28 protein-coding genes are annotated in these 26,360 nt (G+C 45.1%); 13 read left to right on the plus strand and 15 right to left on the minus strand.

Translation table 11 applies throughout. The features are described 5' to 3' along the window. The first annotated feature begins 50 nt into the window (after positions 1–50). Positions 51–1,502, plus strand: coding sequence for a cardiolipin synthase (gene cls, locus AC0L13_RS17440; RefSeq protein ID WP_473641830.1), 1,452 nt, complete (start codon positions 51–53; stop codon positions 1,500–1,502). 49 nt (positions 1,503–1,551) lie between these two features. Here cls and AC0L13_RS17445 read toward each other — a convergent pair whose 3' ends face one another. Then, positions 1,552–2,517, minus strand: a complete 966-nt coding sequence (locus tag AC0L13_RS17445; RefSeq protein ID WP_473641832.1) for a M15 family metallopeptidase — start codon at positions 2,515–2,517, stop codon at positions 1,552–1,554. Between the two features lie 139 nt (positions 2,518–2,656). On the opposite strand from AC0L13_RS17445, the gene AC0L13_RS17450 reads away from it, so the two are divergent. Then, positions 2,657–3,811, plus strand: coding sequence for an MFS transporter (locus tag AC0L13_RS17450; RefSeq protein WP_473641835.1), 1,155 nt, complete (start codon positions 2,657–2,659; stop codon positions 3,809–3,811). 187 nt (positions 3,812–3,998) lie between these two features. On the opposite strand, the gene AC0L13_RS17455 is transcribed toward AC0L13_RS17450, so the two are convergent. The 3 genes from AC0L13_RS17455 to AC0L13_RS17465 all read right to left on the minus strand — a co-directional run bounded on the left by AC0L13_RS17455 (position 3,999) and on the right by AC0L13_RS17465 (position 5,581). After that, positions 3,999–4,244, minus strand: coding sequence for a hypothetical protein (locus AC0L13_RS17455; RefSeq protein ID WP_473641837.1), 246 nt, complete (start codon positions 4,242–4,244; stop codon positions 3,999–4,001). A gap of 57 nt (positions 4,245–4,301) precedes the next feature. Next, positions 4,302–5,099 carry a membrane protein insertase YidC gene (yidC, locus tag AC0L13_RS17460; protein WP_473641839.1) on the minus strand — a complete coding sequence of 266 codons (798 nt, stop codon included), beginning with the start codon at positions 5,097–5,099 and terminating at the stop codon, positions 4,302–4,304. A 137-nt stretch (positions 5,100–5,236) separates the two neighbouring features. Continuing rightward, entirely contained in the window at positions 5,237–5,581 is a 345-nt protein-coding gene (locus AC0L13_RS17465) for a hypothetical protein (protein WP_473641841.1), read from the minus strand. Between the two features lie 410 nt (positions 5,582–5,991). Here AC0L13_RS17465 and AC0L13_RS17470 point away from each other — a divergent pair, with 410 nt between their 5' ends. Continuing rightward, positions 5,992–6,489 (plus strand): GNAT family N-acetyltransferase, encoded by a 498-nt coding sequence (locus tag AC0L13_RS17470; RefSeq protein ID WP_473641843.1) that lies wholly within the window; start codon positions 5,992–5,994, stop codon positions 6,487–6,489. A gap of 45 nt (positions 6,490–6,534) precedes the next feature. On the opposite strand, the gene AC0L13_RS17475 is transcribed toward AC0L13_RS17470, so the two are convergent. The 5 genes from AC0L13_RS17475 to mntR form a co-directional block, all read right to left on the minus strand. After that, positions 6,535–7,008 carry a DUF4064 domain-containing protein gene (locus AC0L13_RS17475; protein WP_473641845.1) on the minus strand — a complete coding sequence of 158 codons (474 nt, stop codon included), beginning with the start codon at positions 7,006–7,008 and terminating at the stop codon, positions 6,535–6,537. Between the two features lie 382 nt (positions 7,009–7,390). Continuing rightward, on the minus strand, positions 7,391–7,672 hold the full coding sequence (locus tag AC0L13_RS17480; protein WP_440499162.1) for a GNAT family N-acetyltransferase: 282 nt from the start codon (positions 7,670–7,672) through the stop codon (positions 7,391–7,393). A 45-nt stretch (positions 7,673–7,717) separates the two neighbouring features. Beyond that, on the minus strand, positions 7,718–8,605 hold the full coding sequence (locus AC0L13_RS17485) for a DUF1002 domain-containing protein (protein ID WP_473641847.1): 888 nt from the start codon (positions 8,603–8,605) through the stop codon (positions 7,718–7,720). A gap of 60 nt (positions 8,606–8,665) precedes the next feature. Continuing rightward, positions 8,666–9,529 carry a CvfB family protein gene (locus AC0L13_RS17490; protein WP_473641849.1) on the minus strand — a complete coding sequence of 288 codons (864 nt, stop codon included), beginning with the start codon at positions 9,527–9,529 and terminating at the stop codon, positions 8,666–8,668. Between the two features lie 21 nt (positions 9,530–9,550). After that, entirely contained in the window at positions 9,551–9,961 is a 411-nt protein-coding gene (mntR, locus tag AC0L13_RS17495) for a transcriptional regulator MntR (protein WP_473641852.1), read from the minus strand. 120 nt (positions 9,962–10,081) lie between these two features. Between mntR and AC0L13_RS17500 the strand changes: the two genes are divergently transcribed. Next, positions 10,082–10,237 (plus strand): lmo0937 family membrane protein, encoded by a 156-nt coding sequence (locus AC0L13_RS17500; protein WP_153009923.1) that lies wholly within the window; start codon positions 10,082–10,084, stop codon positions 10,235–10,237. A gap of 30 nt (positions 10,238–10,267) precedes the next feature. Here AC0L13_RS17500 and AC0L13_RS17505 read toward each other — a convergent pair whose 3' ends face one another. The 3 genes from AC0L13_RS17505 to AC0L13_RS17515 are packed head-to-tail and all read right to left on the minus strand — an operon-like array spanning position 10,268 to position 13,863. Continuing rightward, complete coding sequence (locus tag AC0L13_RS17505; protein ID WP_473641855.1) at positions 10,268–11,374, minus strand: GNAT family N-acetyltransferase; 1,107 nt, start codon at positions 11,372–11,374, stop codon at positions 10,268–10,270. Positions 11,375–11,402: 28 nt separating this feature from the next. Beyond that, positions 11,403–13,511 (minus strand): heavy metal translocating P-type ATPase, encoded by a 2,109-nt coding sequence (locus AC0L13_RS17510; RefSeq protein ID WP_473641857.1) that lies wholly within the window; start codon positions 13,509–13,511, stop codon positions 11,403–11,405. Continuing rightward, positions 13,492–13,863 carry an ArsR/SmtB family transcription factor gene (locus tag AC0L13_RS17515; protein ID WP_473641859.1) on the minus strand — a complete coding sequence of 124 codons (372 nt, stop codon included), beginning with the start codon at positions 13,861–13,863 and terminating at the stop codon, positions 13,492–13,494. The genes AC0L13_RS17510 and AC0L13_RS17515 overlap by 20 nt, the downstream gene beginning before the upstream one ends. A gap of 205 nt (positions 13,864–14,068) precedes the next feature. Between AC0L13_RS17515 and AC0L13_RS17520 the strand changes: the two genes are divergently transcribed. Further along, positions 14,069–15,121 (plus strand): P1 family peptidase, encoded by a 1,053-nt coding sequence (locus AC0L13_RS17520; RefSeq protein WP_473641861.1) that lies wholly within the window; start codon positions 14,069–14,071, stop codon positions 15,119–15,121. A 118-nt stretch (positions 15,122–15,239) separates the two neighbouring features. Here AC0L13_RS17520 and AC0L13_RS17525 read toward each other — a convergent pair whose 3' ends face one another. Both AC0L13_RS17525 and AC0L13_RS17530 read right to left on the minus strand, forming a co-directional pair. Beyond that, a complete protein-coding gene (locus AC0L13_RS17525; protein WP_473641863.1) occupies positions 15,240–15,767 on the minus strand; it encodes a YceI family protein in 528 nt (175 codons plus the stop codon). 208 nt (positions 15,768–15,975) lie between these two features. Then, positions 15,976–18,333, minus strand: coding sequence for a penicillin acylase family protein (locus AC0L13_RS17530; protein ID WP_473647106.1), 2,358 nt, complete (start codon positions 18,331–18,333; stop codon positions 15,976–15,978). 220 nt (positions 18,334–18,553) lie between these two features. Here AC0L13_RS17530 and murB point away from each other — a divergent pair, with 220 nt between their 5' ends. Further along, positions 18,554–19,465: a UDP-N-acetylmuramate dehydrogenase gene (murB, locus tag AC0L13_RS17535; RefSeq protein ID WP_473641865.1), complete on the plus strand. Its 912-nt coding sequence runs from the start codon at positions 18,554–18,556 to the stop codon at positions 19,463–19,465. A 128-nt stretch (positions 19,466–19,593) separates the two neighbouring features. Here murB and AC0L13_RS17540 read toward each other — a convergent pair whose 3' ends face one another. Continuing rightward, a complete protein-coding gene (locus tag AC0L13_RS17540) occupies positions 19,594–20,268 on the minus strand; it encodes a histidine kinase (RefSeq protein WP_473641867.1) in 675 nt (224 codons plus the stop codon). Between the two features lie 282 nt (positions 20,269–20,550). On the opposite strand from AC0L13_RS17540, the gene AC0L13_RS17545 reads away from it, so the two are divergent. Genes AC0L13_RS17545 through AC0L13_RS17575 form a run of 7 tightly spaced genes read left to right on the plus strand, consistent with a single transcriptional unit; the run spans position 20,551 to position 26,344 of the window. Next, positions 20,551–22,962: a Na+/H+ antiporter subunit A gene (locus AC0L13_RS17545; RefSeq protein WP_473641869.1), complete on the plus strand. Its 2,412-nt coding sequence runs from the start codon at positions 20,551–20,553 to the stop codon at positions 22,960–22,962. Beyond that, entirely contained in the window at positions 22,952–23,374 is a 423-nt protein-coding gene (locus tag AC0L13_RS17550; RefSeq protein WP_473641871.1) for a Na(+)/H(+) antiporter subunit B, read from the plus strand. Before AC0L13_RS17545 ends, AC0L13_RS17550 begins: the two co-directional genes overlap by 11 nt. Positions 23,375–23,377: 3 nt before the next feature. Further along, positions 23,378–23,716, plus strand: a complete 339-nt coding sequence (locus AC0L13_RS17555; protein WP_440499149.1) for a Na(+)/H(+) antiporter subunit C — start codon at positions 23,378–23,380, stop codon at positions 23,714–23,716. Beyond that, positions 23,709–25,193, plus strand: coding sequence for a Na+/H+ antiporter subunit D (locus tag AC0L13_RS17560; protein ID WP_473641874.1), 1,485 nt, complete (start codon positions 23,709–23,711; stop codon positions 25,191–25,193). The genes AC0L13_RS17555 and AC0L13_RS17560 overlap by 8 nt, the downstream gene beginning before the upstream one ends. Before the next feature lie 23 nt (positions 25,194–25,216). Next, complete coding sequence (locus AC0L13_RS17565) at positions 25,217–25,699, plus strand: Na+/H+ antiporter subunit E (protein ID WP_473641876.1); 483 nt, start codon at positions 25,217–25,219, stop codon at positions 25,697–25,699. After that, positions 25,696–25,980, plus strand: a complete 285-nt coding sequence (locus AC0L13_RS17570) for a Na(+)/H(+) antiporter subunit F1 (protein ID WP_473641878.1) — start codon at positions 25,696–25,698, stop codon at positions 25,978–25,980. Before AC0L13_RS17565 ends, AC0L13_RS17570 begins: the two co-directional genes overlap by 4 nt. After that, positions 25,958–26,344, plus strand: coding sequence for a Na+/H+ antiporter subunit G (locus AC0L13_RS17575; protein WP_473641880.1), 387 nt, complete (start codon positions 25,958–25,960; stop codon positions 26,342–26,344). The genes AC0L13_RS17570 and AC0L13_RS17575 overlap by 23 nt, the downstream gene beginning before the upstream one ends. The last annotated feature ends 16 nt before the right edge of the window (positions 26,345–26,360 follow it).

Below are 26,360 nucleotides of genomic sequence, written 5' to 3' on the forward strand. Positions count from 1 at the left end.
GGTTGGTTTTCGGTATACTAATAATGAGCAGTCACTAAAGGAGGGCTTATATGGCCAGTTTAATCACGATTACGGTAACATCCATTTTCATATTGAACATTTTCCTTGCGATTGCGCTGATTTTCCTTGAACGAAGAGATCCTACCGCAACGTGGGCGTGGATTCTCGTCCTCTTCTTCGTACCTTTATTCGGCTTTTTCATTTATTTATTATTCGGCAGAAAGTTACGGAAAAAGCATTTATTCAGATGGGAAGGAAAAAACCGAATCGGAATTGAAACATTGATCGATTACCAAATCGAATCGATCGAAGAAGGAACATTCGATTTCAGACTGGATGACACCGCACATTATAAAGATATGATTTACCTACATCTTCGCAATAACCACGCCGTTTTAACACAAGATAATGACGTTCGAGTTTTTAATGACGGTGTTGCAAAATTCGATGCCCTGCTGAAGGATCTTGAAAATGCCAAAGACCATATCCATTTTCAATATTACATTTTACGGTTGGACTCATTAGGGAAACGGATATTGGAAGTATTGATCAAAAAGGCGAAGCAAGGCGTCAAAGTGCGCGTCTTATTCGATGATATCGGCTCACGTGGACTCCGCGTCAAACATTTAAAGGAATTGATCAACTGCGGAGGCGAAGTGGCCGCGTTCTTTCCTGCCCTCCTTCCACTCATCAATCCTCGGCTTAACTACCGGAACCACCGGAAAATCGTTGTCATTGACGGGCGCGTCGGGTATGTCGGCGGCTTCAATGTCGGTGATGAGTATTTAGGGTTGAATAAACGATTTGGCTATTGGCGCGACACACATCTCCGCCTTGAAGGGAGCGCGATCCACCCGCTTCAAACAAGATTCATCCTTGACTGGAACCAAGCGACCGAGATGGAAGATATCGAATACGCCGAGCGCTACTTCCCCGCAATTCCGCGGAAAGGGTCGGTCGGGCTGCAAATCGTATCGAGCGGCCCCGATGCAGAGTGGGAGCAGATTAAAGATGGCTATTTGAAAATGATTTTCCTAGCGAAAGAATATATTTATATCCAGACGCCGTACTTCATTCCTGATGTCAGCTTCCTTGACGCCTTGCGGATTGCGTGCCTATCGGGAGTCGACGTACGCATCATGATCCCGAATAAGCCTGACCATATGTTTGTCTACTGGGCGACGTATTCCAACGTCGGAAAGCTGTTAAGGGCTGGCGCGAAAGTGTATATTTACGAAAATGGATTCATTCATTCAAAACAGATTGTTGTCGATGATGAATTGTCCACCGTCGGAACAGCAAATATCGACGTACGGAGCTTCAAGCTCAATTTTGAAATCAATGCATTTATTTATGACCGCGAAAAATCCCACGAACTCGCTGAGCTGTTCGAGCAGGATATGCAATTATCAACAGAGCTGACGTATGAAATGTATATGAATCGGACGCGTTGGATCAAGATCAAAGAGTCCGTTTCGAGATTGCTATCACCAATCCTATAAAACAAACAAAAATCCTCCCCCATCTCGTAATAGATGGAGGAGGATTTTTTCATTTCAAACCAAGATATTCTTCTAACGTAATGTTGCGTTTAAAGATTTCTTCGGCGAGACCTTTGCCGACATAACGGAAATGCCACGATTCATGCATGTACCCCGTAATATGTTCCTTGCCTTCCGGGTAACGGAGGATGAAACCGTAGCGGTACGCGTTTGCCGCTACCCATTTCCCCGCCTCCGTATCTGCAAATTTATTGGAAGCCCAATACTTTTCGTAGTTCACTTCTCCGATATCGAACGCGAGACCGGTTTGGTGCTCAGAATAGCCCGGGCGCGCACTATAGCGGTCCGCTTTTTCCACGCCATCCTTGCTTACGTACCGGTCGTATAGCGACGTTTGGTACTCGAACGAGCGATATGTACTGAACGCCGTCAAGTTGATGCCTGACAATTTAGCCTCAGCCGCCATCTCGTCGAATGCCGCCCGAGCTTCTTTGCTTTCACCAGGTGCATACGTGCTTGGCAAAGGATGTTTTTTATTCGCGATGAGAATTCCATTAATGACTGTCGGTTCAGCAGGCAGCTTTTGGCCTTCGATATAGCCGCTTTTGTTCGGGCTTGCCGGTTTATTCGTCACGTTCGGCTTCTCTTCTTGTTTCGGTGTCGGTTTTGTAGGAGTGACATTTTTCTCTGGCTCCTTTGTTTCCGGCTCTTTCGTTTCTACAGGCGGCTCTTCTTCAACAGGCTTCTCCTCGACCTCCGGTGTTTCCTCTTCTGGTACTTCAAGCTCTTCCTCATTCGTTTCCGGTTCGCTTGCGTCCTCTTCTACTTCTTGCTCTTCAACAGGTGGCGCTTGCGTTTCACCGATGCCAGCTTGTCTCAATGTCTTATTTACATCCCAGCCGTTCATACCGATCCACACAACAATCGCCGTCATGATCAAACTTGTCAGAAGCAGTGTTATTGTCAATGTCTTGTTGGATTTCTTCCGACTTTTATACTTTCGTTTCCGATTCATCTTAGTTGGCCTTCCTTCTATTCTAGGTATCTCTCATTTCAAAATATGAATAAATCGCCAAATGACGATGTTCTTTCCAATCCGTGTATGCTATCATTTATTTGCAAAAGTGTAAATGAATGATTGCGAGGAGTAATCTATGAATAATCAACGGTGGCTTTCGATAAGCTTTTTAACGTTTTTCTTCACATGGGGCATTTTTCTTCCCTATTGGACAGGCTGGTTGACGATCGAAAAAGGATTGACCGTAAAGGACGCAAGCATCATCATGGGTGCAGGGATGATTGCCCGTTCGTTTTCAACGTTCCTCGTCTTTCCGTATTTGACGGAAAGGATGTCGTATGTACGCGTCATGAAGTGGATGACTGTATTGTCATTGCTTCTTGCAATCCTCTACATTCCTAATTCGCCGTTCATAGCGTTATTCATCATTACAGTTTTGTTCAGCGCAGTTTATCCGATTATTTTGCCGGCTGTCGAAAGCGGTGCGTCCGTCCTTATGCAAAAGGAGCATGTCCATTATGGCAAAAGCCGTTCGTTCGGCTCGATCGGTTATACAATTGCACTGTTGCTCGTCGGCGCCGCAACAGCGTTGTGGACTGAGCAAGCAATTCTCTATATGATGATTGCCGGACTCGCAATTGCTGCCATCTTCTACTCCCGTCCTGCGCCTGCTGTTTTGCAGAGCATGCAGGATCGAAAGGATTCTCGCAATCAAAAAATAGGATTGAAGACGTTATTTGCAACAAAAGGCTTTCAAGTCGTCATGGTGCTAGCTATCCTATTACAGGGCGCACATGCTTCCTATTATAACTATGGCTTCCTGTTCCTCGATGACTTAGATGTAAACGGGTTTTATATCGGAATCATTTTGAATGTCGCCATTTTATTTGAAATTCTTTTTTTCGCTAAAGCGGATCGCTTTTTATCTGACGTTCGAATCTCGACGATGTTCCTAATTGCAGCAATCGGATCTACCTTGCGATGGGTGCTCGTCTTTCTTTTCCCGACCGCTTTCGTTTTTATCGCGACGCAAGTTTTGCATGCCGCATCTTTCGGCATTGCCCATTACGCATTCATCCAATATATTTCGAAAAAGCTTCCAAATTCGCAGATTGCTGCGGCCCAAGGGTTCTACGCCGCAATCGCAATGAGTTTGAGCACAGCAATCCTAACGTTCCCAGCCGGTTATCTTTATGAGATCTCACCGGGAACCGCTTTTTTAGGAATGACCGTCTGCTCAATCCCCGCTATCATTATCGTACTTGCAACTCGCAAACGGCTAGCTTATTAATTTTTTGGCAAGAAGCAATGGACAGGAATTTCCTCAGCCTGATTGAAAACGCTTGCCAGCCTAGGCGCGAAGTCGAGCGAAGACGCGAATAGAACTATAGTTCATGAGCGGACGAGCGAGACGAGCAACAACGGATGCGAGCGTTTGTCAACAGGCTGCGTTCTCCTTCATAAGGGGAACTTTTTTATTACAAAATAATAAGCAATAACACGACGACGAATGAAATGGCAAAGAGGATGGATAGGTAGCGCATCCACTTGGACTCTCTTTCATATCCTTGTTCCTTAAACGACTTTGCTCTCGATGCGTTCGTCAATGTAAAAAGCGCCATCATCGTAAGAATCGCAAAATCCAATTTCCCTCTGACGACGAAAATCAACGTCACAATTCCTAACAAAACAATTGCAACAATGCCTACTTTCTTCTGCGTCACGTTAAATCCCTCCAAAAAAGGCCGGAGATTGCTCTCCAGCCTCTCGTATGCCTTTGTTCAATCTTTCTTTTTCTCCGTATCCGTAGCAGGAGCCGGTTGCACTTCCTTATAATAAAACTTCCGGCCCAAATACGTTTGGAATATGAGCAATAGCCCACCGACCGCCCAATAGAGCGGAAGTGCTGCCATCACTGTGAATGAAATGAACATGATCATAATCGGCGACATATAAATGAACAACTTCATCTGCTGCTTTTGCTGCTCTGGCATCGTCCACAATGATACTCGTGCTTGGACGAAATAAACCGCACCCGCAACTAGCATCATAATTTTATCCGGCTCGCCCAAATTGAACCAAAGGAATTGGTGTTCCTTTACTTCTGGCGGCGCGTAAAGAATTGCAAAGTAAAGACCCATGATGATCGGCATTTGGATGATCAATGGTAGACAGCCCATGTTCAAAGGATTGACGCCGTGCTTGGAATACAAGCCCATCATTTCCTGTTGAAGCTTCATCTGCTCTTCTTTATCTTCCTTTTCTTTTGCTGCTTTCAGCCGTTTTTGGATATCTTCCATTTCTGGACGGAGAGCATCCATTTTAATTTTCATTTCTTGCTGCGACTTATAGTTTTTCAACATAAGCGGCATAAGCACAAGACGGATCGCAACGGTAATGACGATGATCGCCAACCCATAGCTCCCATTGAATGTCTCACCAAGATAATGAAGAAGCCATTCCATCGGCTTTACGAAAATATTATAGAACGTTCCTTCTTTATTCTGGACTCCGGAACAACCACTCAAGAAAACGGCAGCGGTTATCAATATCGTGAATAAACCAATTTTCTTTTTCAATAAATTCACCTTCACTATTTCAAACTACTGAAAAGTATACATCAATTCACTGTGCAATTACAATCAATGTTCGTTATTTACGCATATTTATCGGAAAATGGACACAAAAAAACGCCTCCATGGAGGAAGCGAGTTTGTTATTGGTTTTGTGGAGCTTGGCTTGGGTTTTCTTTTTTATGGTAAAGACCGTCCACTTCTGATTCCTTGGACTTATCTTCCACCTCTTGGTTATAGTAATGGACACTTGTTTGTGCACCTTCACTCACCATTTTATTATCTTGCAAATCATATGGATCCGAATGACCGGCTTTCGTATCATCGGAACGGTTCAATTTTTGCGATTGTATAAAGGAATCAACTTTTGTTTTCATATTATTTACCGCGACCATAGCTTTGTCTCGGTTTTCCTTTTTGCTGAAATATGCGTATGCACCTGCAGCCAACGTAGCAAGAAGCAATCCATTTCCGCCTTTACGTGCCATATTATCATTCCTCCATTATTATAAAAAATCGTATTATACTTGCAGTATACCCTTATCTCGATTTTGAAAACTCTCATGCAGCTAAAATCAATTTCGTTATTCAGGGCATCTTCCTCGATAGTAGCATCTCATATCGCTTGCCGTATTTCAAATAATTCAGTTGATTCCCCATGAACTCTATTCATTTTTTGATAATTTACTTTTTTATATTTCATTATGATTACAAGCATAGTTTATTCATCCTTTTTTTGTTATGATAAACAAAAGCGAAGGGCGCCTGCCTAGAGACGACAGGCATAAGACGAAGATGCGAAGTGGCGCTTTTTGCCACATAGCAGTTTCGACTTATGACCCCGAGTCTCTGGCGCCCGGAGCTAGATGGACAAAAAGGATTGCGGAGGTGATTCGTCATGATCAGACCGATGACTACCGAAGATATTAGTTTTATACAACAAATCGCCCACATTACGTGGAATGATACATATGCGGGGATCATTCCTGAAAACATTCAGACGGCATTTATTAACAGCACCTATTCCGATGCCATGATGATGAAACGGATGGAAAAAACACATGTGCTTGTCGCTGAATGTGAAAAAGGGACTCCGATAGGTTTTCTTAATTTTACGAGGGAAGATGAAGATGGCGATTCAGAATTGACAGCCATGTATATCCTGCCAGCCTATCAACATACTGGCTATGGCAAAAAACTTTTCGATTTTACACTAAACATGCTTGGCAACGCCAAACAGCTTTTCGTTTACGTAGATAGCCGAAATACGGCCGGCCGGGCATTTTATGAAAAACAAGGGTTTGAATTGCTGGAAGTATTCGAGGAGTATTTCGAAGGTTATCCCGTTGAGACTGCTCAATACGTTTACTATATCCATGAGCCCGTGCTCGTATAATAATCGAAAGACGCTTTCCCGATGTGGAAAAGCGTCTTTTTATTTTTACAACGGTCTCATCCCATCCCCGTCATATTGTTGATTCGAAAATTCCAGATCATCCTGCAAAGGAGGTTTTTTCGTAAAGCAAAGAATTGCTGCGACATATAGCAGGATGGAAGGTAATGAAAGAAGTCCTCCTACAACACCTGCGATAATGAACATGATCCCTGCAAGCTTGGCATTTTTATTTTTCCAGATGTTTACAATACCAACAATATTCAATACTACACTAATAATCATTCCGATAATGATCAGCCAGATGAATCCACCCATAACATTAAACACCGTATACATAGCGTCCAGATCCGCTTGTGTCATTGCTGGGTCAGTCATCATTTCCATTTCAAAGTCCTGCTTGAATGTCGGATCATTTTTCATTAAGTTAATTAACGCCATAAATAAAAATCCAAATATCACTCCAAGTGTAGTCAGCACTACTGCAATAATCGATAATACCTTTTCTGCTGTGCGATTCAAATAAAGCACCCTTTCCTTCTACTATTTTTTTAATCATAACAAGTATACGAGAGATAAAACAATAAGTTTCATTTCACTTTTATTCTTTTTCATAAGGGAAGTTTTGGAATTATCAAATCCGGGTACTATATTCCTATGAAGGATTTACAACAGGAAGCGAAAGGAGAGCATGAAATATGGGGAAAAAACTAATGTTCACCTCGACGGACATGCTTTACACCGTCGCAGGCGCATCTGTATTAACTGGCATCGTCTATTTCGTTACAATGGCATGGGGACTTTAATTCATTGGAATCATAAATAAAAAGGCAATCCTTTGTTTATTGAAGGATTGCCTTTTTTGGTTTCATCGTCTAGATTCCTGGCGCCATCCGCTTTTGGATTACGCTTTCACATCGTCATAATCCTTTAATCGCTCGAATGCCGAGACTACAAAGGAGCAGACAGCTTCCATTTTATAGCCTTTTTCACGGGCGTAATCCGCAGCACGGTCAAGTAATTGCTTCGCTACGCCTCCGCCGCGCAATTCTTCAGACACATATGTGTGATCCATGACCATGACATCCCCGAGAAGCGTCCATGTGATTTCAGCTTGCATCTTCCCGTCCTTTTCGTTACGGAATGCGAAGGCATCTCCGCCAAGCTCGACAAATTCAAATTCCATGTGATCCTCTCCTTTTACAATATTCTATCATATTGCATGCATGTATCACTTGAACCAAGACTTGATCGATTCAAAAAGATCTTCAAAGAACTGTTTTACCTTATCCCAAAAGCCGGGATCGATTTCGCCGAACTTCTCTTTTATCGTTGTCGCCATATCGGATAATTGCTCCGACAGCTTGCCGAAGTCGATATCCAAATTGCGGATCCGATCCATTAGGTCAATCAATAATTGCCTGTCGGCCTCGTTCAGCTCGATATTCAGCTTCGACAATTGATCATTTACAATTTTCTCGACTTCTTCCTTCGTCGCAGGCTTGTTATCGGCGATCGCCTTTTTAATTTCCGTCAGAAGCTCTGCCACTTTGTCTTGATCAATGCCGGAATCCTTCGCAAACTTCGTTGCCAAATTCAATTCGTCATTCGCGACATCCGTCCGCTCGGTATCGAGTGTTTCACCGGATACTTCATACGCCTTATAAATTCCTACTAATGCGGAATGTCCTGTAACCGGCTTCGGTGCAGCAACTTCAACAATCGCATCCTCAATACCCGCAGTGAGCATTGCTGTTGCATACATTTCGTTCGTCACTTGCGTAATATTATCTGGCGTTACGATTTTAATGACGAGGCCTTTTCCTTCATCCTGCCTCGTAATTTTGGCCGATGAATACATTCTCGCCTGGCTATTTCCGTCTTTAATATATTTCACAAGATCATTTCCGTCGACCGAAATTTCATCGACTTCCGCATTCTCTTCGACATTCAAGCTCTTTTTAACACTTTCTTTTTCCGCGTCCGTTAAGTTTGCCCCTAACACGACAATGGGCACACCTAATTTTTCATCAATGGCCGTATCGGCTTTCGCATTCATCGGCAGCATTCCACCGACGACAAGCAGCAATGCGCTCGCTGCCATCAATAATTTCTTCATAAGTATTCCCCTCCAGTACTATGAAGTAGTACGATGTGCAATTGAAAAAGGTTCCAGCTATTATTTCAAGGTTGTCCAACCTTCACTTTGCGTGATTTTCCCTTCCTTCATCAGCTTGCCGAGCGCCCGTTTGAACGCGCCTTTGCTCATGCCAAACATTTCACTTATTTCATCCGGAGTCGACTTATCCGAAAACGGCATTTTACCACCGACCTCCGTAAGGTAATGATATACAGTTTCTGCATCATCACCGAGTCGCTCTTCCTTCCTCGGCAACAAAGAGCCGTTCAACGTGCCATCATCACGCACATCGATAATCCGGACGTCCACTTCTTCTCCTAAACGCGGCTCCTGCTCCCGCTCTGTATGATGGACAAAAATACGGTACGATTCTGGAATGCTCAAAAAGAAGGAACCTACCGGCAAAAGACGGTATGCCCGCGCTTTCAAATTTTTATTGAAAGTCGTTTCAGGTGCATCCGCTATCAATTCCAACACTCTCTCCTCTGTCGCAAGACGTCCGAAAATATTGCCGCCAAGATCGGTGCGCAACGTCATGAACAGCTCGTCGTCTGTCTTCGGCCATAAAGCTTTCACCCTTGGCAAGTCTGCTTTATTCACAAGCACTTCAAATGAGGAGCCGATATCCACATAAGCGCCTTCCTTCTCATCGATCCGGATGACTCTGCCCCAGCCGAATGATTCGCACGTCATCTTCGGGATGTGCGCAGTCGCTGTCAGTTCACCTCGCCTGTTCATGTAAAGGAAGACTTCGACGTCGTCTCCCTCTTTGATCGGGGAATCGAATTCCGATGCATTGATCATGATTCCTTGTTCTTGTTCGCCGCCATCCAAAATCCATCTTGATCCTTCTTGGCCAATTACGGTCAGTTGGGCAATAAACCCTGGTTTGTGTTCTGTCATTTCATCTAATCCCTCTTCCATTTAGAAGCTTTGTCGTTCTTTCAATTTTTGTACGAAGTCTTCGTCCTCTTTCATCGCTTCCACAAGATCCGTAATTCGGTCCATCGCATTCCAGCTTAAGTGGTGCTCAATCCCTTCAACATCTTGATAGATGTTCCTCTCTTCGACGCCGATGATCCTGAGAAACTGTTCGAGAAGGTCATGTCTTCTGACGAGCTTCTTTCCGAACGCCAATCCTTTTTCCGTCAGCTCCAGCCCTCTATATCGCTCATAAACGACATACCCTTCACGGTCAAGCCGCTGCGCCATTTTCGTAACAGAGGAGGGTAATACCGAAAGCGCTTCTGCCACATCGGAGACGCGGGCTTCTCCCCTCGCCTCGAGCTGCAAGTAAATTTGTTCGATATAATCTTCCATACTTGGCGTTGCCAATCGTTCCACCTCCAGTATGTACATTCCCTGCCCATTCGATCATGAATCATGCATGCAAGGCAGTTTACAATTTCTATCTTACGGGTAAATTCACTATACCACTTCGAAGGAGTGAAAATAATGGGTAAAATACTTTGGATCATTATCGTAGCATTAATTGCCTTCTGGCTGCTCGGATTTGTCATGAAGGTTGGAGGCGGACTTATCCACCTACTGTTAGTCATCGCAGGAATTATATTCGTCATCCAATTGCTCACAGGAAGGCGATCAGTCTAAAGAAAGGGTGCCACCAGTTGGCACCCTTTCTTATTTTACTTTTGCATATATGCACGTATTACGTAATTGCTTGCCATCCACTGAAAGGGAATCGCATTTCAACGTCCCTTCAAGCTCAAACCCTGCCCGTTCAGCGACAGAACGGCTTTTTACATTTTCCTCATCACATCTTATTTCGACTCTTCGGGCACTCAGCTCGTCAAACGCAAAATCAGTCAAACGCTCAACAGCTTCCGTCATAAGCCCTCGCCCTTCAAATTTTGTGTCGAGCCAATAACCGATTTCAAACTTCGGAACTGCCCAGTCAATGCGGTGAAGTCCAGTCGAACCGACAAACTCGCCGGTTTCTTTCGAAAACATATGAAGCCTCAAGTCTTTCCGCGTAATGAAATCCGCAATCGCCTGTCGTAAATTCTCTTCCGTCGTATGAAGTTCCGGTGCTTTTTGCGCAAAAGGCATCCATTCCTTTAAGGCAGGCTGTGAATTACGGATCGCATTCCACACGTCAAGAGCATCCTCCACTTCAGGCATGCGAATGATGAGCCGTTCCGACTCGATTTCAGTCGGGACATTCGGAATTCGCTTTTTCGGTTTTTCTCTATAGCTGGCATCTTCCCACATGACAGGCGTCGTCGTACCTGCTAAAAAGTCTTCCCTAGTCATCCCGTACGTAACAGCGTCATAATACGAATTCTCTTTCGGTGAAAACCACGCTTTGCGCAAATGAGCTTCCTTCACAAACCCTGCGCGCTCAAACGTTTTTCGCATCGCTAAATTGTCTTGGCGCGTATGACCCTCCAAGCGGATTTTCTCCTCCGGCATTCCGAAGACGAATTCCGTAATGAGACGGAGCGCTTTCGGTCCATACCCGAATCCTCTATAGCGATCCGCAATCCGCAAATCGAATAACGGAATTTCATCCTGTAAATCATGGATTTTCACGATGCCTACGATGATGTCTTCATCGTTTTGCACCCAAAACGTCTTCACTTCATCCGATTCATATCCGCCATCTTCAATCGTTTTTTCGATCAATTCACGTTCCGGATGTGCATTTCCATGAAACGGCCACGTATTCGTCGTCAAAAAATGGATGAGCTGTTCCTGTTCTTCCATCGTCCATTCTCGCAATTTCATTTTCATTCCCCCGTTCGGGCTGCGTACATTACTTATGGATCCGCATCAATCTCAATGAATTCAACACGACAAGCAATGTCGCACCCATATCTGCGAAAATCGCAATCCATAAGGTCAACCATCCTGGGATGATCAAAAGCAGCGCTACAATTTTTAAGCCTAATGCAAACATAATATTTTCTTTAATAATCTGCAACGTTTTTCGGCTTAATTTCATTGTATATGGCAACTGACGAAGATCATCCGCCATTAAAGCGACATCCGCCGTTTCGAGAGCAGCGTCCGTCCCTGCACCACCCATCGCAATTCCGATTGAAGACGCGGCAAGTGCTGGCGCGTCGTTAATACCGTCACCGACCATCGCTACTCTGTCGTATTGACCAATCAATCCTTTAATTGCCGTCAACTTGTCTTCAGGCATGAGTCCTGCACGCACATCTGTCACGCCTGCTTGTTTCGCAATCGCTTCGGCCGTCCGTATGTCATCTCCCGTCAACATTACTGTATGCCGGATACCTACGTCCTTTAATTGTCGTAATACAGCAGCGCTTTCCTCCCTCAACGGATCTGTCACCGCAATTAACGCTTTGAATGATTGATCAACAACAACCGCCATGACTGATTTCCCGGCCTGCTGCAAGTCTTCCGCACGTTTTTTCATTTCAGCAGGGAGTTCCGCAAGCTCGGACGCCCACTTCATACTCCCGACGTGGACGATCGTTCCGTTCACTTCACCGTAAGCCCCTTTCCCGGTGACCGACTGGAAGTTCTGGATTTCTGCTGCGCCTGTTCCTTGTTCTTTCGCAAAGTCGACAATCGCTCTTGCCAAAGGATGCTGGGACATCGATTCAACTGCAGCGACCGCTTGCAGGATGGATTTCTTCTCTCCATCTCCTGCAATAAAATCCGTCACTTCAGGATATCCTTTCGTCAATGTGCCTGTCTTATCGAATGCAACTGCATGAATGCGACCCATCTCCTCCAAAAAGACGCCGCCTTTAATAAGGACACCTTGGCGGGCAGCATTCCCAATCGCCGTTACGATGGCGACAGGGGTGGATACAACGAGTGCACAAGGACAACCGACGACAAGAACTGCGAGTCCTTGGTAAATCCATGTATGCCAATCTCCTCCGAAAAGAGGCGGTACAATCGCAACTAGTATCGCAATGCCAATAATGATCGGCGTATAATATTTCGCAAACCGATCGACGAACTTTTGGGACGGCGCTTTCTCCGCTTGCGCATCCTCGACAAGATGGATGATTTTCGCAATGGTCGTATCCCCGACGAGTTTCGTCACGGTCACTTCGAGCGCGCCTTCTTCATTCAACGTTCCTGCAAATACTTCGTCCTTCGCCTCCTTCAATACAGGAACCGATTCTCCCGTAATCGCCGCCTGATTGACAGTCGATTTCCCGCTCAGAACGATACCATCCATTGCAATTTTCTGTCCCGGCTTTACGAGAAGGATGTCCCCGACTCGGATATCTTCCGTCGGCAGCTCCATAACGCTTCCATTTCGTTTCACTAGCGCGGATGCTGGCGCGATATCCATAAGTTGGCGGATCGATTGCCGCGCTTTATTCATAGAGTACGCTTCTAACGCTTCACTCACTGCGAATAAAAAGACGACGACCGCTGCTTCCTGCCACTCTCCGATGATAGCCGCCCCGATAATCGCAATCGTCATTAACGTCTTCATGTCAAAATCGAGTCTTACGAGGTTTTTAATTCCTGTAATAAACATGCCCGTTCCGCCGATCAGGATAGCAGCTGCAAAAAAGCCGGTCGCGATGGCTGGATAAGGGACGTTTCGATAGGTGAAATACATTCCCGCTATAACGAAAATAAGGGACAGCATCGTGACGATATTTTCCTTCCTTCGGAAAAATGGGATTTTCGGATCAGGTTCTCTCTTCGTCAACGGCACGACTCGAATGCCATCGAATGCGCCTGCCGCCTGAAGCTCCTCCACCGTCGCATCACCTGCAAAAGAGAGCTTCGCCGCACCGAAATTGACGGTCGCTTCCGTTACAGATGGAATGCTTTTCACATTGTTTTCGAATTTCATCGCACAGTTTGCACAAGATAAATTCTCAAGTCTGTACTCTGTCTTAGCGGCCATCCGAATCATCCTCTCTTTCCGCTGCATGGTCGTGGGCAATTTTCACAAGATCAAATACATGGGCATCCGCAAGGGAGTAATAGACCATCTTCCCTTTACGTTCTGACTTCGCAAGACTATGCTCCCGCAAATAGCGCAAATGATGGGAAGCCGTCGCGTTCGACGCGCCGATGACCGCCGCCACGTCGCAGACGCACATTTGCTCTTCCAATGTAAGTGAATAGGCGATTTTCAATCTTGTTTCGTCTGCAAGTGCTTTGAAAATTTGCACCATGCCGCCAACGTCCGGCAGGCCCTTTTGAACACTCTCGACTATATCTTCATGGACAATTGTCACATCACATGTATCTTTCACATTCATTTCGACACCTCATTCAAATGATTGTTTGATTATAATCTAGTATATGTTTCCTCTTTTCTGAATGCAAGGATAATCAAACAATCATTTGATTGTTTATTTCATTCCAAAATAAAGGGTTTTTATCATCAGTATGGAATTTGATAGTCATTCCTATAATATTGCGGAACAGAGTATTGATCATTATGTGAAACAGGAGTGTGGAACGATGCAAAAAGGAAAGTGGAATGCGATTACAGACGTGCCGGGTGTAGGGGTAGGCCATGTGACTTTGCATGAGAAGCCTGATACAGAGAGCGCCTGCACAGGTGTTACAGCCATTTTGCCACACGGCGGAAACTGCTTTGAGCAAAAATTGCCAGCAGCGAGCTTCGTATTAAATGGCTTCGGCAAATCAGCGGGACTCATTCAAGTAGAGGAGCTCGGTGTCATCGAATCCCCCATCATGCTTACGAATACATTCAGCGTCGGGGCGGTGCTCGAAGGGACGATGCGGCATATGCTTGAGGAAAATACCGCAATCGGTGATTCCACCAGTTCATTAAATATCGTAGTCGGTGAATGCAATGACAGTTATTTGAATGCAATGCGGTCGTTGAAAATCCGACCAGAACACGCCATCGAAGCGATTCGCAATGCAGGTAGAGGCGAGTTTGAGCAAGGCGATGTCGGCGCGGGGAAAGGGATGATCTGCTTCGGCCGGAAAGGTGGAATCGGTTCCTCTTCAAGAGTCGTTTCGCATGGAGAGGATGCGTACACAGTCGGTGTCCTGACGTTGACGAACTTCGGCAGTCCTGAAGAATGCCTGATTGATGAATGGCTTACCCGAAATGAAATGCAATTGAAAACGGCAGCTGACAAGGTGAAGCCTTCCGACGAGATGAAAAGCGAAAAACCTGACGGCTCCGTCATGATCATCGTTGCGACGGATGCACCGCTTGACAGCAGGCAATTGAAACGGCTCGCGAAACGCGCTTCCATTGGCCTCGGCAGAACCGGCTCCCATATCCATAACGGCAGCGGAGACATCATCATCGCTTTCTCCAACGCCTATACGATTCCACATGCGAGTGCAGGCGGAGATACAGTAACTTACACACTGCTGCGTGACGACGCCAAGGTGATGAACAAACTTTTCCAAGCAGTCATCGAGGCGACGGAAGAAGCGGTTTACCAATCATTGATACATGCAAAAACGACAACGGGAAGGCATGGACGGACGGTCGAACGATGGCCGTTTGTTGAGGAAGAAGGTTTTTGAGCGCGGAGACGGCGATTATGAGCGTGAAACGCGATTTATGAGCGCAGAGTCATTGATTCTCTGCAATTAAAAACGGCACGCATGAAATTTCCTCTCATGCGTGCCGTGTTCTATACAATTATTGTGCTGGGTTTGCTTGTAGGTCGATCGAAATCTTGATATCGTCGCCTACGAGAACGCCGCCTGCTTCTAGTGCTTGGTTCCACGTTAGGCCGAACTCTTTACGGGAGATTTTCCCTTCTACTTCGAATGCAGCAACTTGAACGCCCCATGGGTTTGTTCCTGTGCCTTCGAATTCTGCTTCAAATGTAACTTGCTTTGTTACGTCTTTAATTGTCAAATCACCTGTAACATCGTACTCTTCATCGCCTTTTTTTACGATGCCCGTAGATACGAATGACAGTTGAGGGAATTTTTCAGTATCGAAGAAATCGCCTGAACGAAGGTGATTGTCGCGATCTTCGCTATTTGTATTAATAGAGTTTGCATCAATTGTGAAATTGATTTTTGCACCTGTTAAGTCTTCGGGATTCCCCTCAATCGTCCCTTCTACCCCTGCAAAACTTCCTTTAACTTTCGAAACCATCATATGCTTTACTGTGAAACCTACACTCGTGTGTGACGCGTCTACTTTCCATGTCGTCATTTTAACATCCACCCTTCCATTTTTGTTCTTCATTTTTCATAACCCTTTTCTATATACCCGTATTTCTAAGAGATATGATCGCTCAGCAAAAATATCTCCACTCCAAGATATATTCCATATGATAACCTGGATATGTCTTGAAGTCAAGATAATAATACAAGATTTAATTTGCTGCTCCATCACCCAATTAAAACGAGTGTGCTCCCTTTCATTTCGCTTTTAATTTCAACGTATACCCATCTTTCACTTCACCGTCGAGAACAGTTTCATGGTAGATGCCATTCGCCCAATCTTCGGCTTGATCGTGGAACCATTTTGATTTCATATGCCCACTTTGACCAGGTCCGACGATGTGGTGCGTCGCTGACAAGTCGGACAGATCCGCAACGAAACGCCAAGACGCGCCGTGATTGACGGTTCCATCATCCTTAAATGCAGCCGCCTGGACAGTAACATTTGAGCCGCCGATCTCCTGTTTTTCCGGATTGAGGAAATAAGCAAATATCGGTGAAGCTGCAGCCAATGAATGCGGGAAGGCCAATTGGTGAAACTCTCCCCACTTCCAATTTTCCGCGTCACTTCCGAACTGCTCTTCAATTTCACCTATCGAAGTTTCAAATGAATCATAAACCCATTTATCGACGCCGCCATATTGCGCCACCCAGACACCAGGATTGCCGCTATATGCGTCCCTCATCATCTGATCAATGATCTGCCCTTTGCCCGGCATGAGGTTGTAGACATCGTCCGGCATTTCATTGCTGAACATCGTTTTCGGCAATTGCTTCATTAATTTGTGGAAAATCAAAGGAGCACCCGCATCCGCGGAATCAACCTGATCCCATTCCTCCAACATTTGGACAGCCGTCGCATATTTCCCATCCTTGTCTACTGCTTTCACAGAGCCAATGAGATCTTGTAAAAACTCCCGTGCATACAGGTTCGTTTGATCCTTCTGCAAGTCCATCATGTCTTCCGCAGTGAAATTGTCACCATCCTGCAACACTTCAGCAATTCGCATATACCGATAAGGCTGCGCCCAAAATTTCGTTATATGATACGGGTACGAATCGTCTACGACTTCATTGTTTGCAGTCGCGATGAACCCTTCTGGCGGATTGATGACTGTCGGCAATTCATCGTAAGGGACGTATCCCGTCCAACCGTATTCGGAAGAATCTCCGGGCACGGGCAATTGCGCATCACCTTGTTTACGAATTGGAATCCGGCCATTCGCTTTATAGGCGATCGTGCCATCATTGCTAGCAAATACAAAGTTTTGTGCAGGTGCATGGAAATCTTCCAATGCAGATTCGAATGTTTCCCAATCCGTTGCTTTATTCATTCTCATAATCGCTTCAAGCTCTTTCGTCAGTTCTAGCGCGGTCCATTGCATGGAGAATAATGCTCCCGGATCCTCTGACTTATATAAAATGTCCGACATGATTGGCCCATGCCTCGTAACAATCACTTCAAACGGGACATCTTCCCCGCCTTTAACTCCTATCGTCTCGTCGCGCACTTCTGCCTGCTCCCACTTTCCGTCATAGCGGAATTGCGTCGGATTTTCCGGATTTGGGATTTCAATATATAAATCCTGTACATCCGGCCCAACATTCGTCACGCCCCATGCAATGTTCTCGTTATGGCCTAAAATGATGCCCGGAACTCCCGCGAAAATGACGCCGCCGACATTTTGTTCAGGCGACTGCAAATGCATTTGATACCAAATCGAAGGTGTATTCAACCCGAGATGCGGATCATCCGCGAGAAGCGGCTTGCCGGAGGCAGTTTTATCACCAGACACGACCCAGTTATTGCTGCCATTGAACTCATGCGGCACTAAATCCGCATTGAATCGGCCTGCCACTTCAACCGGCGTTTTCAAATTCGCCTCAATGATTGAAGGTGCGTTGTCCGGATAGCTGACGAATAATTCGCGTGCTTGCTCTTCAGGGAAATTGTTCAGCGCCCAATGCCTAACAGCGAGGCTGTCCCAGTTGCCCCCTAAGTCGTAGGCCATATATTTTCCGATTGTAAGGGAATCGATTGGCGTCCAAGGCTCAGGCTCATATCCGAGGAGCTTGAATTCATAAGGTAATTTCCCTTCGTCCTTCGCCTGCTGCATGAAAGCATTGACACCTTCCGCGAACCAGTCAAGCACCATCTTCGCCTCTTCGCCGTAGCCGTCATAAGAAGCTTCCGCCGCATTGCGCAAGCTGAACGTACGGAACGTCTTATCTGTATCGACAGCTGCGGCACCGACGACTTCAGCTAGCCGACCACTCGCCTGCCTTCTTGCCAAATCCATTTGAAATAAACGATCCTGCGCCTGCACAAAGCCTTGCGCCCGATACAAGTCGGCATCGGAACTGGCAGTAATATGCGGCACACCGTTCACATCCCGCGTGACGTCCACGTCATCATCCAAGAAATCCACGCTCACCTCCCCTTCGATAAACGGCTTCGATTTACCTATGTACCCATTGACGACAATTAACCCGACAACGAGTATTGCAATCAATCCGCCGAAGACGGATAGCAATACCTTTGTCCACTTCCCCATTTTCCTTTTTCCCAATGTGCAGCCCCCCTGCTATTCAATTCTATGAATGGCTATTCATCCCCTCTATTTCCGAATGGAATTTTTCAACATCTTGAAACCCGGTTATATTTTCTTGTCAAATCACTTGATAGCCAGCATACTTATACAAGTGAAGCCTTCTTTGTTGTTCATCGAGAAACGAAGGTTTTCATCGCATAAGAATTGAAGGGACTGGATGTTGATGTCGAAACATCAGTGGTTAGAGGAACTACGCGGAATTATTACAGAAGGCATATTACGGTTAGATGAACCATTAAACAAATATACGATGACAAAACTTGGCGGAGCTGCTGATTTATTAGTCATTCCGGGGACGATCGAGGAAACGGAAGCGACAGTACGCTATGCATATGAAAATGATATTCCGCTTTTATTACTAGGAAACGGATCGAATATGGTCGTTAGAGATGGCGGGGTACGCGGAATCGTCCTTCATCTTTCGAAGTTGGATGCAATCCAAGTGGATGGCACTAATGTCCATGCGGAAGCAGGAGCGCTTATTATCGACGTTTCCAGACGGGCAGCGGAGGAATCGTTGACCGGCCTCGAATTTGCTTGCGGAATCCCTGGTTCAATCGGGGGCGCGATGGCTATGAACGCGGGCGCATATGGCGGGGAAATTAAAGATATCATTCGTCAATGCACTGTCCTTACAAAATCAGGAGAACGCCTCGTTCTATCAAAAGATGAACTCGAGCTGGGCTATCGGAAAAGCATCATTGCGTCTGAAGGGTATTTCGTTTTGTCCGCCGATTTCGAGCTAGCGGAAGGAGATCCTGAAGCAATTAATGCGAAAGTGGCAGATTTGACGTTCCAGCGGGAATCCAAGCAGCCTTTGGAGTACCCTTCGGCAGGAAGTGTATTTAAACGGCCACCAGGTTACTTTGCCGGGAAATTGATCCAAGATTGCGGCCTGCAAGGGAAAGGTCACGGCGGTGCGGAAGTGTCAACGAAGCATGCTGGTTTCATTATTAATAAAAATGGAGCAACCGCATCCGATTATATCAACACGATCAACATGGTAAAGACAGAAGTGAAGAAGAAATTTGGAGTCGACTTGGAACTGGAAGTCAAGATTGTAGGGGAAGAGTAAGCGTTGAAAGCACAATTACCATGCAGCCTCTGGCGCCAAGAGTGTAGACGGAACGAAAGTAGAACAAAAAAAACAAAAAGCGGATGACCATAAACCGGCCATCCGCTTGTATTTAGAAGCGATATTTTTTATTGTTCCGTTTTGCAGACAAATTGAGTCGCTTCAGTGACTCTATCATCCGTGATATGCACTTGGCACATTTTATTATTGTTCATGAATTTGAAAATCCCGTTATTGAAATCCGTTCCGATTTCCTTGAAGAAAATGCCTTCGAAACGCGCTTCTTTTGAAAGGGTGAACTGGATTTGAAATCCGTCCCCATCTTCTACTAAATAAGCCCGTACGCCTTTTTCGAACATGCCTTCTATTTCGTCTTTAATAGCTCGGTCGACGGAAACGACGTGGAAATCGACAAACGTTATTTCCCGCAACAACACGTTCATGAATGAACCTTTTGTAATCTCTTCCCATCTGCTTTGAGCAGTTTGACCGATAATAATCTGCGTAATATTATGTTTGTGGGCTACTTCTTTAATTACTTTTGCAACTGGCCGTTTTTCGTTATCCATAATGATGAAATCTTCAACATCGAGCTCTTTGGCAAGCTCCTGCCATCTTTCGATATACTCGGATTTTTCGGCGTCAAATTCATCGAATGGCAATGGGTCGATCGTTAATATATATAGTGGACAATCCGCGATAGTTGCCATTTTATGCCCACGTCTGATGAGACGTTCACCATTTGGACCGTAGTAGACACAAACTAATATGCTTTCGTCCATACGTCCTTTTACTTTGCCCATGACCGTAGTCACCTCTTACAGTTTTTTTCGTTCAGCTTCATTTCATCATCTACAATTGAAAACCATAGTATTATACACAAAAGATGATTGATTGACAAGATGTAAATGTAACAATGTGCGATAGAAATTTGTTTAGTGTATAATTCAAATGTGCACTTTTCCACAAGCTATCTGTAGCTACCTATTATGTCCCCAGTTCTGTCGTGAGTCAAGTCAATCCCCAATATTTAAGAATAAATTTACATAAGAATTTGAAAATCCGCATTAACAGGAGGTTCGCTGTTGTTGACGATTACATTATCCATATTCATCCCCTTTGTGGCAGCCATCTTCGTTCCCTTACTATATAAGAGGATACATAGCCGGAAAATCGGTTGGTTTGTCTTACTTGTTCCACTCATGTTATTTGCAATGCTTGCGAGCTTCATCCCTTCCATCGCGAAAGGGGAAACGTATATCCATACAATCCGGTGGATCGACTCCGCTGGCATTAATTTCACGACGTATCTTGATGGTCTCAGTTTAATTTTCGGTCTTCTTATTACGGGTGTCGGCACCTTGGTCATTCTGTATTCCATCTATTATTTATCAGAACGGGAATCATTAGGACGCTTTTACGTTTATCTTTTAATGTTTATGGGCGCGATGCTCGGCGTTGTGTTTTCCGATAACCTCATGGTGCTGTACGTCTTTTGGGAACTGACGAGCATTTCCTCTTTCCTACTGATCGCCTTCTGGTACTATCGGAAAAAGTCGAGGTACGGGGCGCAGAAATCGATGCTCATTACAGTATCAGGCGGAATTGCGATGCTTGCTGGTTTCATTATGCTACATACTATGACAGGATCGTATAGTGTGCGTGAGATAGTCGACACGATTGGCCAGCATACGGAAAAGCCTCTCTTTTTGTTCGCTATGTTGCTTGTGTTAGTAGGTGCATTTACGAAATCCGCACAATTTCCGTTTCATATTTGGCTTCCGGATGCAATGGAAGCACCAACCCCAGTTAGTGCCTATTTGCATTCTGCAACGATGGTTAAAGCGGGCATCTATTTAGTCGCACGCTTCACTCCCATTTTCGGCGGTGAAATGACTTGGTTTTATATCGTTAGCAGTGTTGGGATTTTCACTTTGTTCTGGGGTTCGTTCAATGCAGTGAAGCAGACTGATCTAAAGGCGTTGCTCGCTTATTCCACGATCAGCCAGCTCGGATTAGTCATGAGCCTCTTCGGTCTCGGATCCGCTGCGCTCAATGAAGGGCACAGCGCCAATTCGATCATCTATGCGCAAGCCACTTTTGCAGCATTATTCCATCTCATTAACCATTCCACTTTTAAAGGAGCGCTTTTCATGGTTGTCGGTATTGTCGACCATGAACTCGGTACACGGGACGTCCGTAGATTAGGCGGACTTATGGCATTCATGCCGGTTACTTTCACTATCGCTTTGATCGGCAGCTTTTCAATGGCAGGACTACCTCCTTTTAATGGCTTCCTAAGTAAGGAAATGTTTTTTGAGTCGCTTGTCAATGCGCGCAATCTTGATCTATTTGACGCGAGCACCTTGGGGACACTCTTCCTCGTTGTCGCATGGCTTGCGAGTGTACTGACATTCGTTTACAGCATGATTATCGTCTTCCAAACGTTTTTCGGGGAATTCCAACCGGATCGAATCGAGAAGCCGTCCAGGGAAGCTCCTTTCGGCATGCTCCTTGCGCCTTCCATTTTGGCCGCTCTTGTCGTCGGAATCTTTTTCTTCCCGAATATTATCGGTAATTACTTGCTGCGTCCTGCTATGGCTGCAGTATACCCTTCATTTGAAAACGCGGAAGGTCTCATTCCGCATATTGTCGCATGGCATGGTTTTACTAACCCTGCATTATGGATGACAGTCGGCGTCGTTATTCTTGGAAGCATCCTTTATAAGTTCTTCCATTATTGGAGAGGCGTTTATACGATCGCCCCTATGAAATGGAATTTAGATGCCGCCTTCACTGCCAATTTAGCATTGTTGGAAAAGGGATCTAATTACTTTACCCGCCTTTATATGAATGGGTATTTGAAAGACTATCTCGTCTATATATTCTCGTTCTTTATTGTGGCGGTCGGGGGAGCACTTTTGCTGACAGGTGCTTATTCATTCGACTTTTCAAATGACGGGCCGGTTACGGCAAATGAATTTTTAATCGTAATTGCTATGACCGTGGCGGGCATTGCAATACTCTTTGCTAAATCCAGGAAGACAGCGATTATTTTAAACGGCGTGCTCGGATATTCAATTGCCTTTTTCTTCGTCATATTCCGCGCACCTGATTTGGCACTCACTCAAGTAATCGTTGAAACGGTGACAACTGCCCTGTTTCTTCTGTGCTTCCACTTTCTTCCCGAATGGAAGAAGGAAAGTTCAGCACCTCGTACGAAACTTTTGAATGGATTGATTGCCATCTCTGTCGGTACGATTGTGACAATTCTCGCTCTAACCGTGCAAGGAAATAAAATGTTCGAATCGATTTCTGTCTACTTCGAAGACTCCTACAACCTTGCCGGCGGTAAAAATATCGTCAATACAATTTTAGGAGATTTCCGAGCTTTCGATACGATGCTCGAAGTTGTTGTACTTTTCATAGCTGGAATCGGCGTGTTTACACTTATTAAATTGAAAACACGAAAGGAGGGACGAGATTTTGAAGATTAATGATGTCATATTAAAAACAGTGACAAGAATTATCGTATTCATCATATTGACGTTCGGCGTGGAGCTGTTTCTTTCGGGGCATAATAATCCCGGAGGCGGTTTTATCGGCGGTCTCGTCCTCTCCTCCGCATTCGTACTACTTTATCTAGTCAATGATATTGAAACTGTGCATAAAGGCATTCCTTTCGATTTCAAAAAAGTAGCGGCGCTCGGCGCGTTTCTTGCCGTCGGTACAGGCATTGGCTCCGCTCTGTTCGGCAACCAATTCCTTACGCAGGCAGCCGGACATTTACACTTGCCTGTTTTCGGCAACACCGAACTGTCGACAGTCATCGTATTTGAAGCGGGGGTTGCATTGACGGTTGTCGGCGTTGTCGTGACAATTATTTCAACGATTAGTGAGGATGTGTAGCAGATGGAAACATTAATAACGGTACTTGTCGGCATTCTTGTAACGATCGCTGTCTATTTGCTTCTGTCCCGCAATTTGATTCGTGTGATTTTAGGGACTGCCGTCCTGTCACACGCAGCGCATCTGCTATTGATGACTATGGGAGGGTTGAAGAAAGGCAGCGCACCGTTGCTCGGCGAAGAGGCGGAAAGCTATACGGATGCATTGCCACAAGCGCTTATTCTTACAGCGATTGTCATCAGCTTCGCCGTTACCGCTTTTTTACTCGTGCTTGCCTATCGCACGTACAAGAAGACGGGAACGGACAACCTCCAAGCATTGAGAGGGTTTGAAGATGAATAATATTATAGTTATGCCAATGATCATTCCGTTACTAACCGGAATCATCCTAGTTTTTTTACGTTCTGCTGTAATCACTCAGCGCGTTGTCGCCATTGCGTCGAGCATTGCGACAGTTGCTGCCAGTTTCATTATTTTAGACAAGATTCAGCAGGAAGGAATCTTGAGACTCGATTTTGGAGGCTGGATGCCGCCATATGGCATCTTATTCGTGGCGGATTCATTTTCCATGCTCCTCGTTGTGACGTCTTCGATCGTAACAGGAATTCTTCTTTTATACGCTTTTTCATCCATCGGCAAGCAGCACGAGAATATGTTTTTCTATCCATTCGTCTTCTTCCTTGTCGCGGGCGTTAACGGCTCATTCCTAACAGGTGACCTATTCAACTTATTCGTCTGTTTTGAAGTGATGCTTCTATCCTCTTACGTACTCATTACAATGGGAGGCAGGAAGATTCAGCTAGTCGAGTCAATCAAATATGTTACGATCAACGTCTTGTCCTCCTGGTTCTTCTTAATCGGGATTGCGTACTTATATGGAACGCTTGGCACATTAAATATGGCCCATTTGTCAGTCAGAGTCGCAGAAGTAGGACAAGGTCCGTTGCTGACAGTGATCAGCCTTCTATTTTTAATCGTATTTAGTTTGAAGGCAGGCTTGCTCCTTTATTTCTGGCTGCCTGGATCTTACAGCGCACCACCAACTGTAATTGCCGCCCTTTTCGGCGCCTTGCTTACGAAGGTGGGGATTTACGCGATGTTCCGCATTTTCACGCTCATCTTTTATCATGAAACGACCATTACTCATACCGTAATTGGTATCATGGCGATTCTTACGATGATCGGCGGAAGTATCGGAGCCATAGCATACAACGATATCCGAAAAATTGTTTCATATAATGTTATCATTGCAGTTGGATTTATTTTAGCAGGGCTTGCGGTCCAATCGGAAGTTGCTTTCCAAGGAGCTATCTATTATTTGATTCATGACATAATCGTCAAAGCTTTACTGTTCCTACTTGCAGGAACGATGATTTATTTGACGGGGAAATCAAAGATCGAAGAGATGAGCGGTTTGATCCGGAACTATCCTACGCTCGGATGGCTGTTTTTCATCACAATGCTATCTTTGGCGGGCATTCCGCCGTTAAGCGGGTTCATCGGCAAGGTGTACATAGGCCAGGGAGCAATTGAAGCCGGCTCATTCATATTGTTGGCAGCTGCCTTTTTATCTGGGATATTCGTCTTGTATTCGTTGCTGCGCATCTTCCTGAATTGTTTTTGGGGTGAGACGATCATTAACGAGGACGACGACGTGCCTTTGAAGAAAGGAATGCTCATTCCAAGTATCCTATTTGGGATTATGACAATTGCAATCGGGATCGGCATTGAAGGCCTCGCTCCTTATGTCAGCGATGCTGCGAGGACGCTTATGAACCCTAATATCTATATTGAAGCTGTTTTACAAGGAAATCGTTAAGCGGAAAGTAGAGGTGGAGATTAATGCCAGCCCAGTTATTACTGAATCTGTTCATCGCGTTTTTATGGATGACATTAATGGATGAAGATGAATTGAAATTCACGACTTTCTTTGCCGGTTTCCTAGTCGGGATTGGAATCATCTTTTTCATGCACCGCTTTTTCGGCACTCAATTTTATTTACGCCGGTTATTTTCTTCATTTAAATTGCTCTTGATTTTCATTTCGGAATTGACCCAGTCTAGCATCGTCGTTTTGCGGCAAATACTAAGTCCAAAATTGAAAATCAAGCCAGGCATTTTTAAATATGAGACCATTTTGATTAGTGATGTGGAAGTGACTATGCTGTCGCTTCTCCTTACCTTGACGCCGGGATCTGTCGTAATGGAAGTGTCCCCTGAAGGCAACACACTTTATATCCATGCGATGGACGTCGAGCAGTCACGGGCAGGTTTAATTAAACAACTGAAGAATTTCGAAAGAGCCATCATGGAGGTGACACGATGATCGAAACAATGATTACAATTGCACTTGTCCTCTTTTCCATCACCATCTCCATTGCCGTCATTCGGATCATTCTCGGTCCTTCCATGCCGGACCGTGTGATTGCACTTGATATGATTGGAGTCAATTTGATTGCAATGATTGCTGTTGTGTCGATCATCTTGAAGACAAAAGCCTTTTTGGAGGTCATTTTGATATTAGGAATTTTATCTTTCATCGGAACGATCGCCTTTTCGAAGTCCATTGAGAGGGGGATCATCGTTGAGCGTAAACGAGACAGGTGAATTTATAGGGGCATTGCTTATTTTGACAGGTGGAATTGCGAGCGTCATTAGTGCCTTCGGGCTTATCCGATTGCCGGATATCTATACAAGATCACATGCTGCAACGAAAAGCTCGACATTGGCAGTGCTGCTGACGCTTTCAGGTACTTTTCTATATTTCTTGTTCCGGGAGCAGTTTGTTAGTGTGCGGGTACTTCTCGGTATCGTTTTCGTCTTTCTCACAGCACCGGTTGCCGGGCATTTGATTGTCCGGGCTGCGTACCGGTCCAAAGTGAAATTGGCGGATATTTCGACGGAAGATGAGTTGTACGATGTGTTATATGGGAATGAAAACAAAGATGACGGTTCTAGCGAAAAAAGCTAGACCGTCATTTTTTATT

It is taken from the genome of Sporosarcina sp. QA0331 (assembly GCF_055808055.1).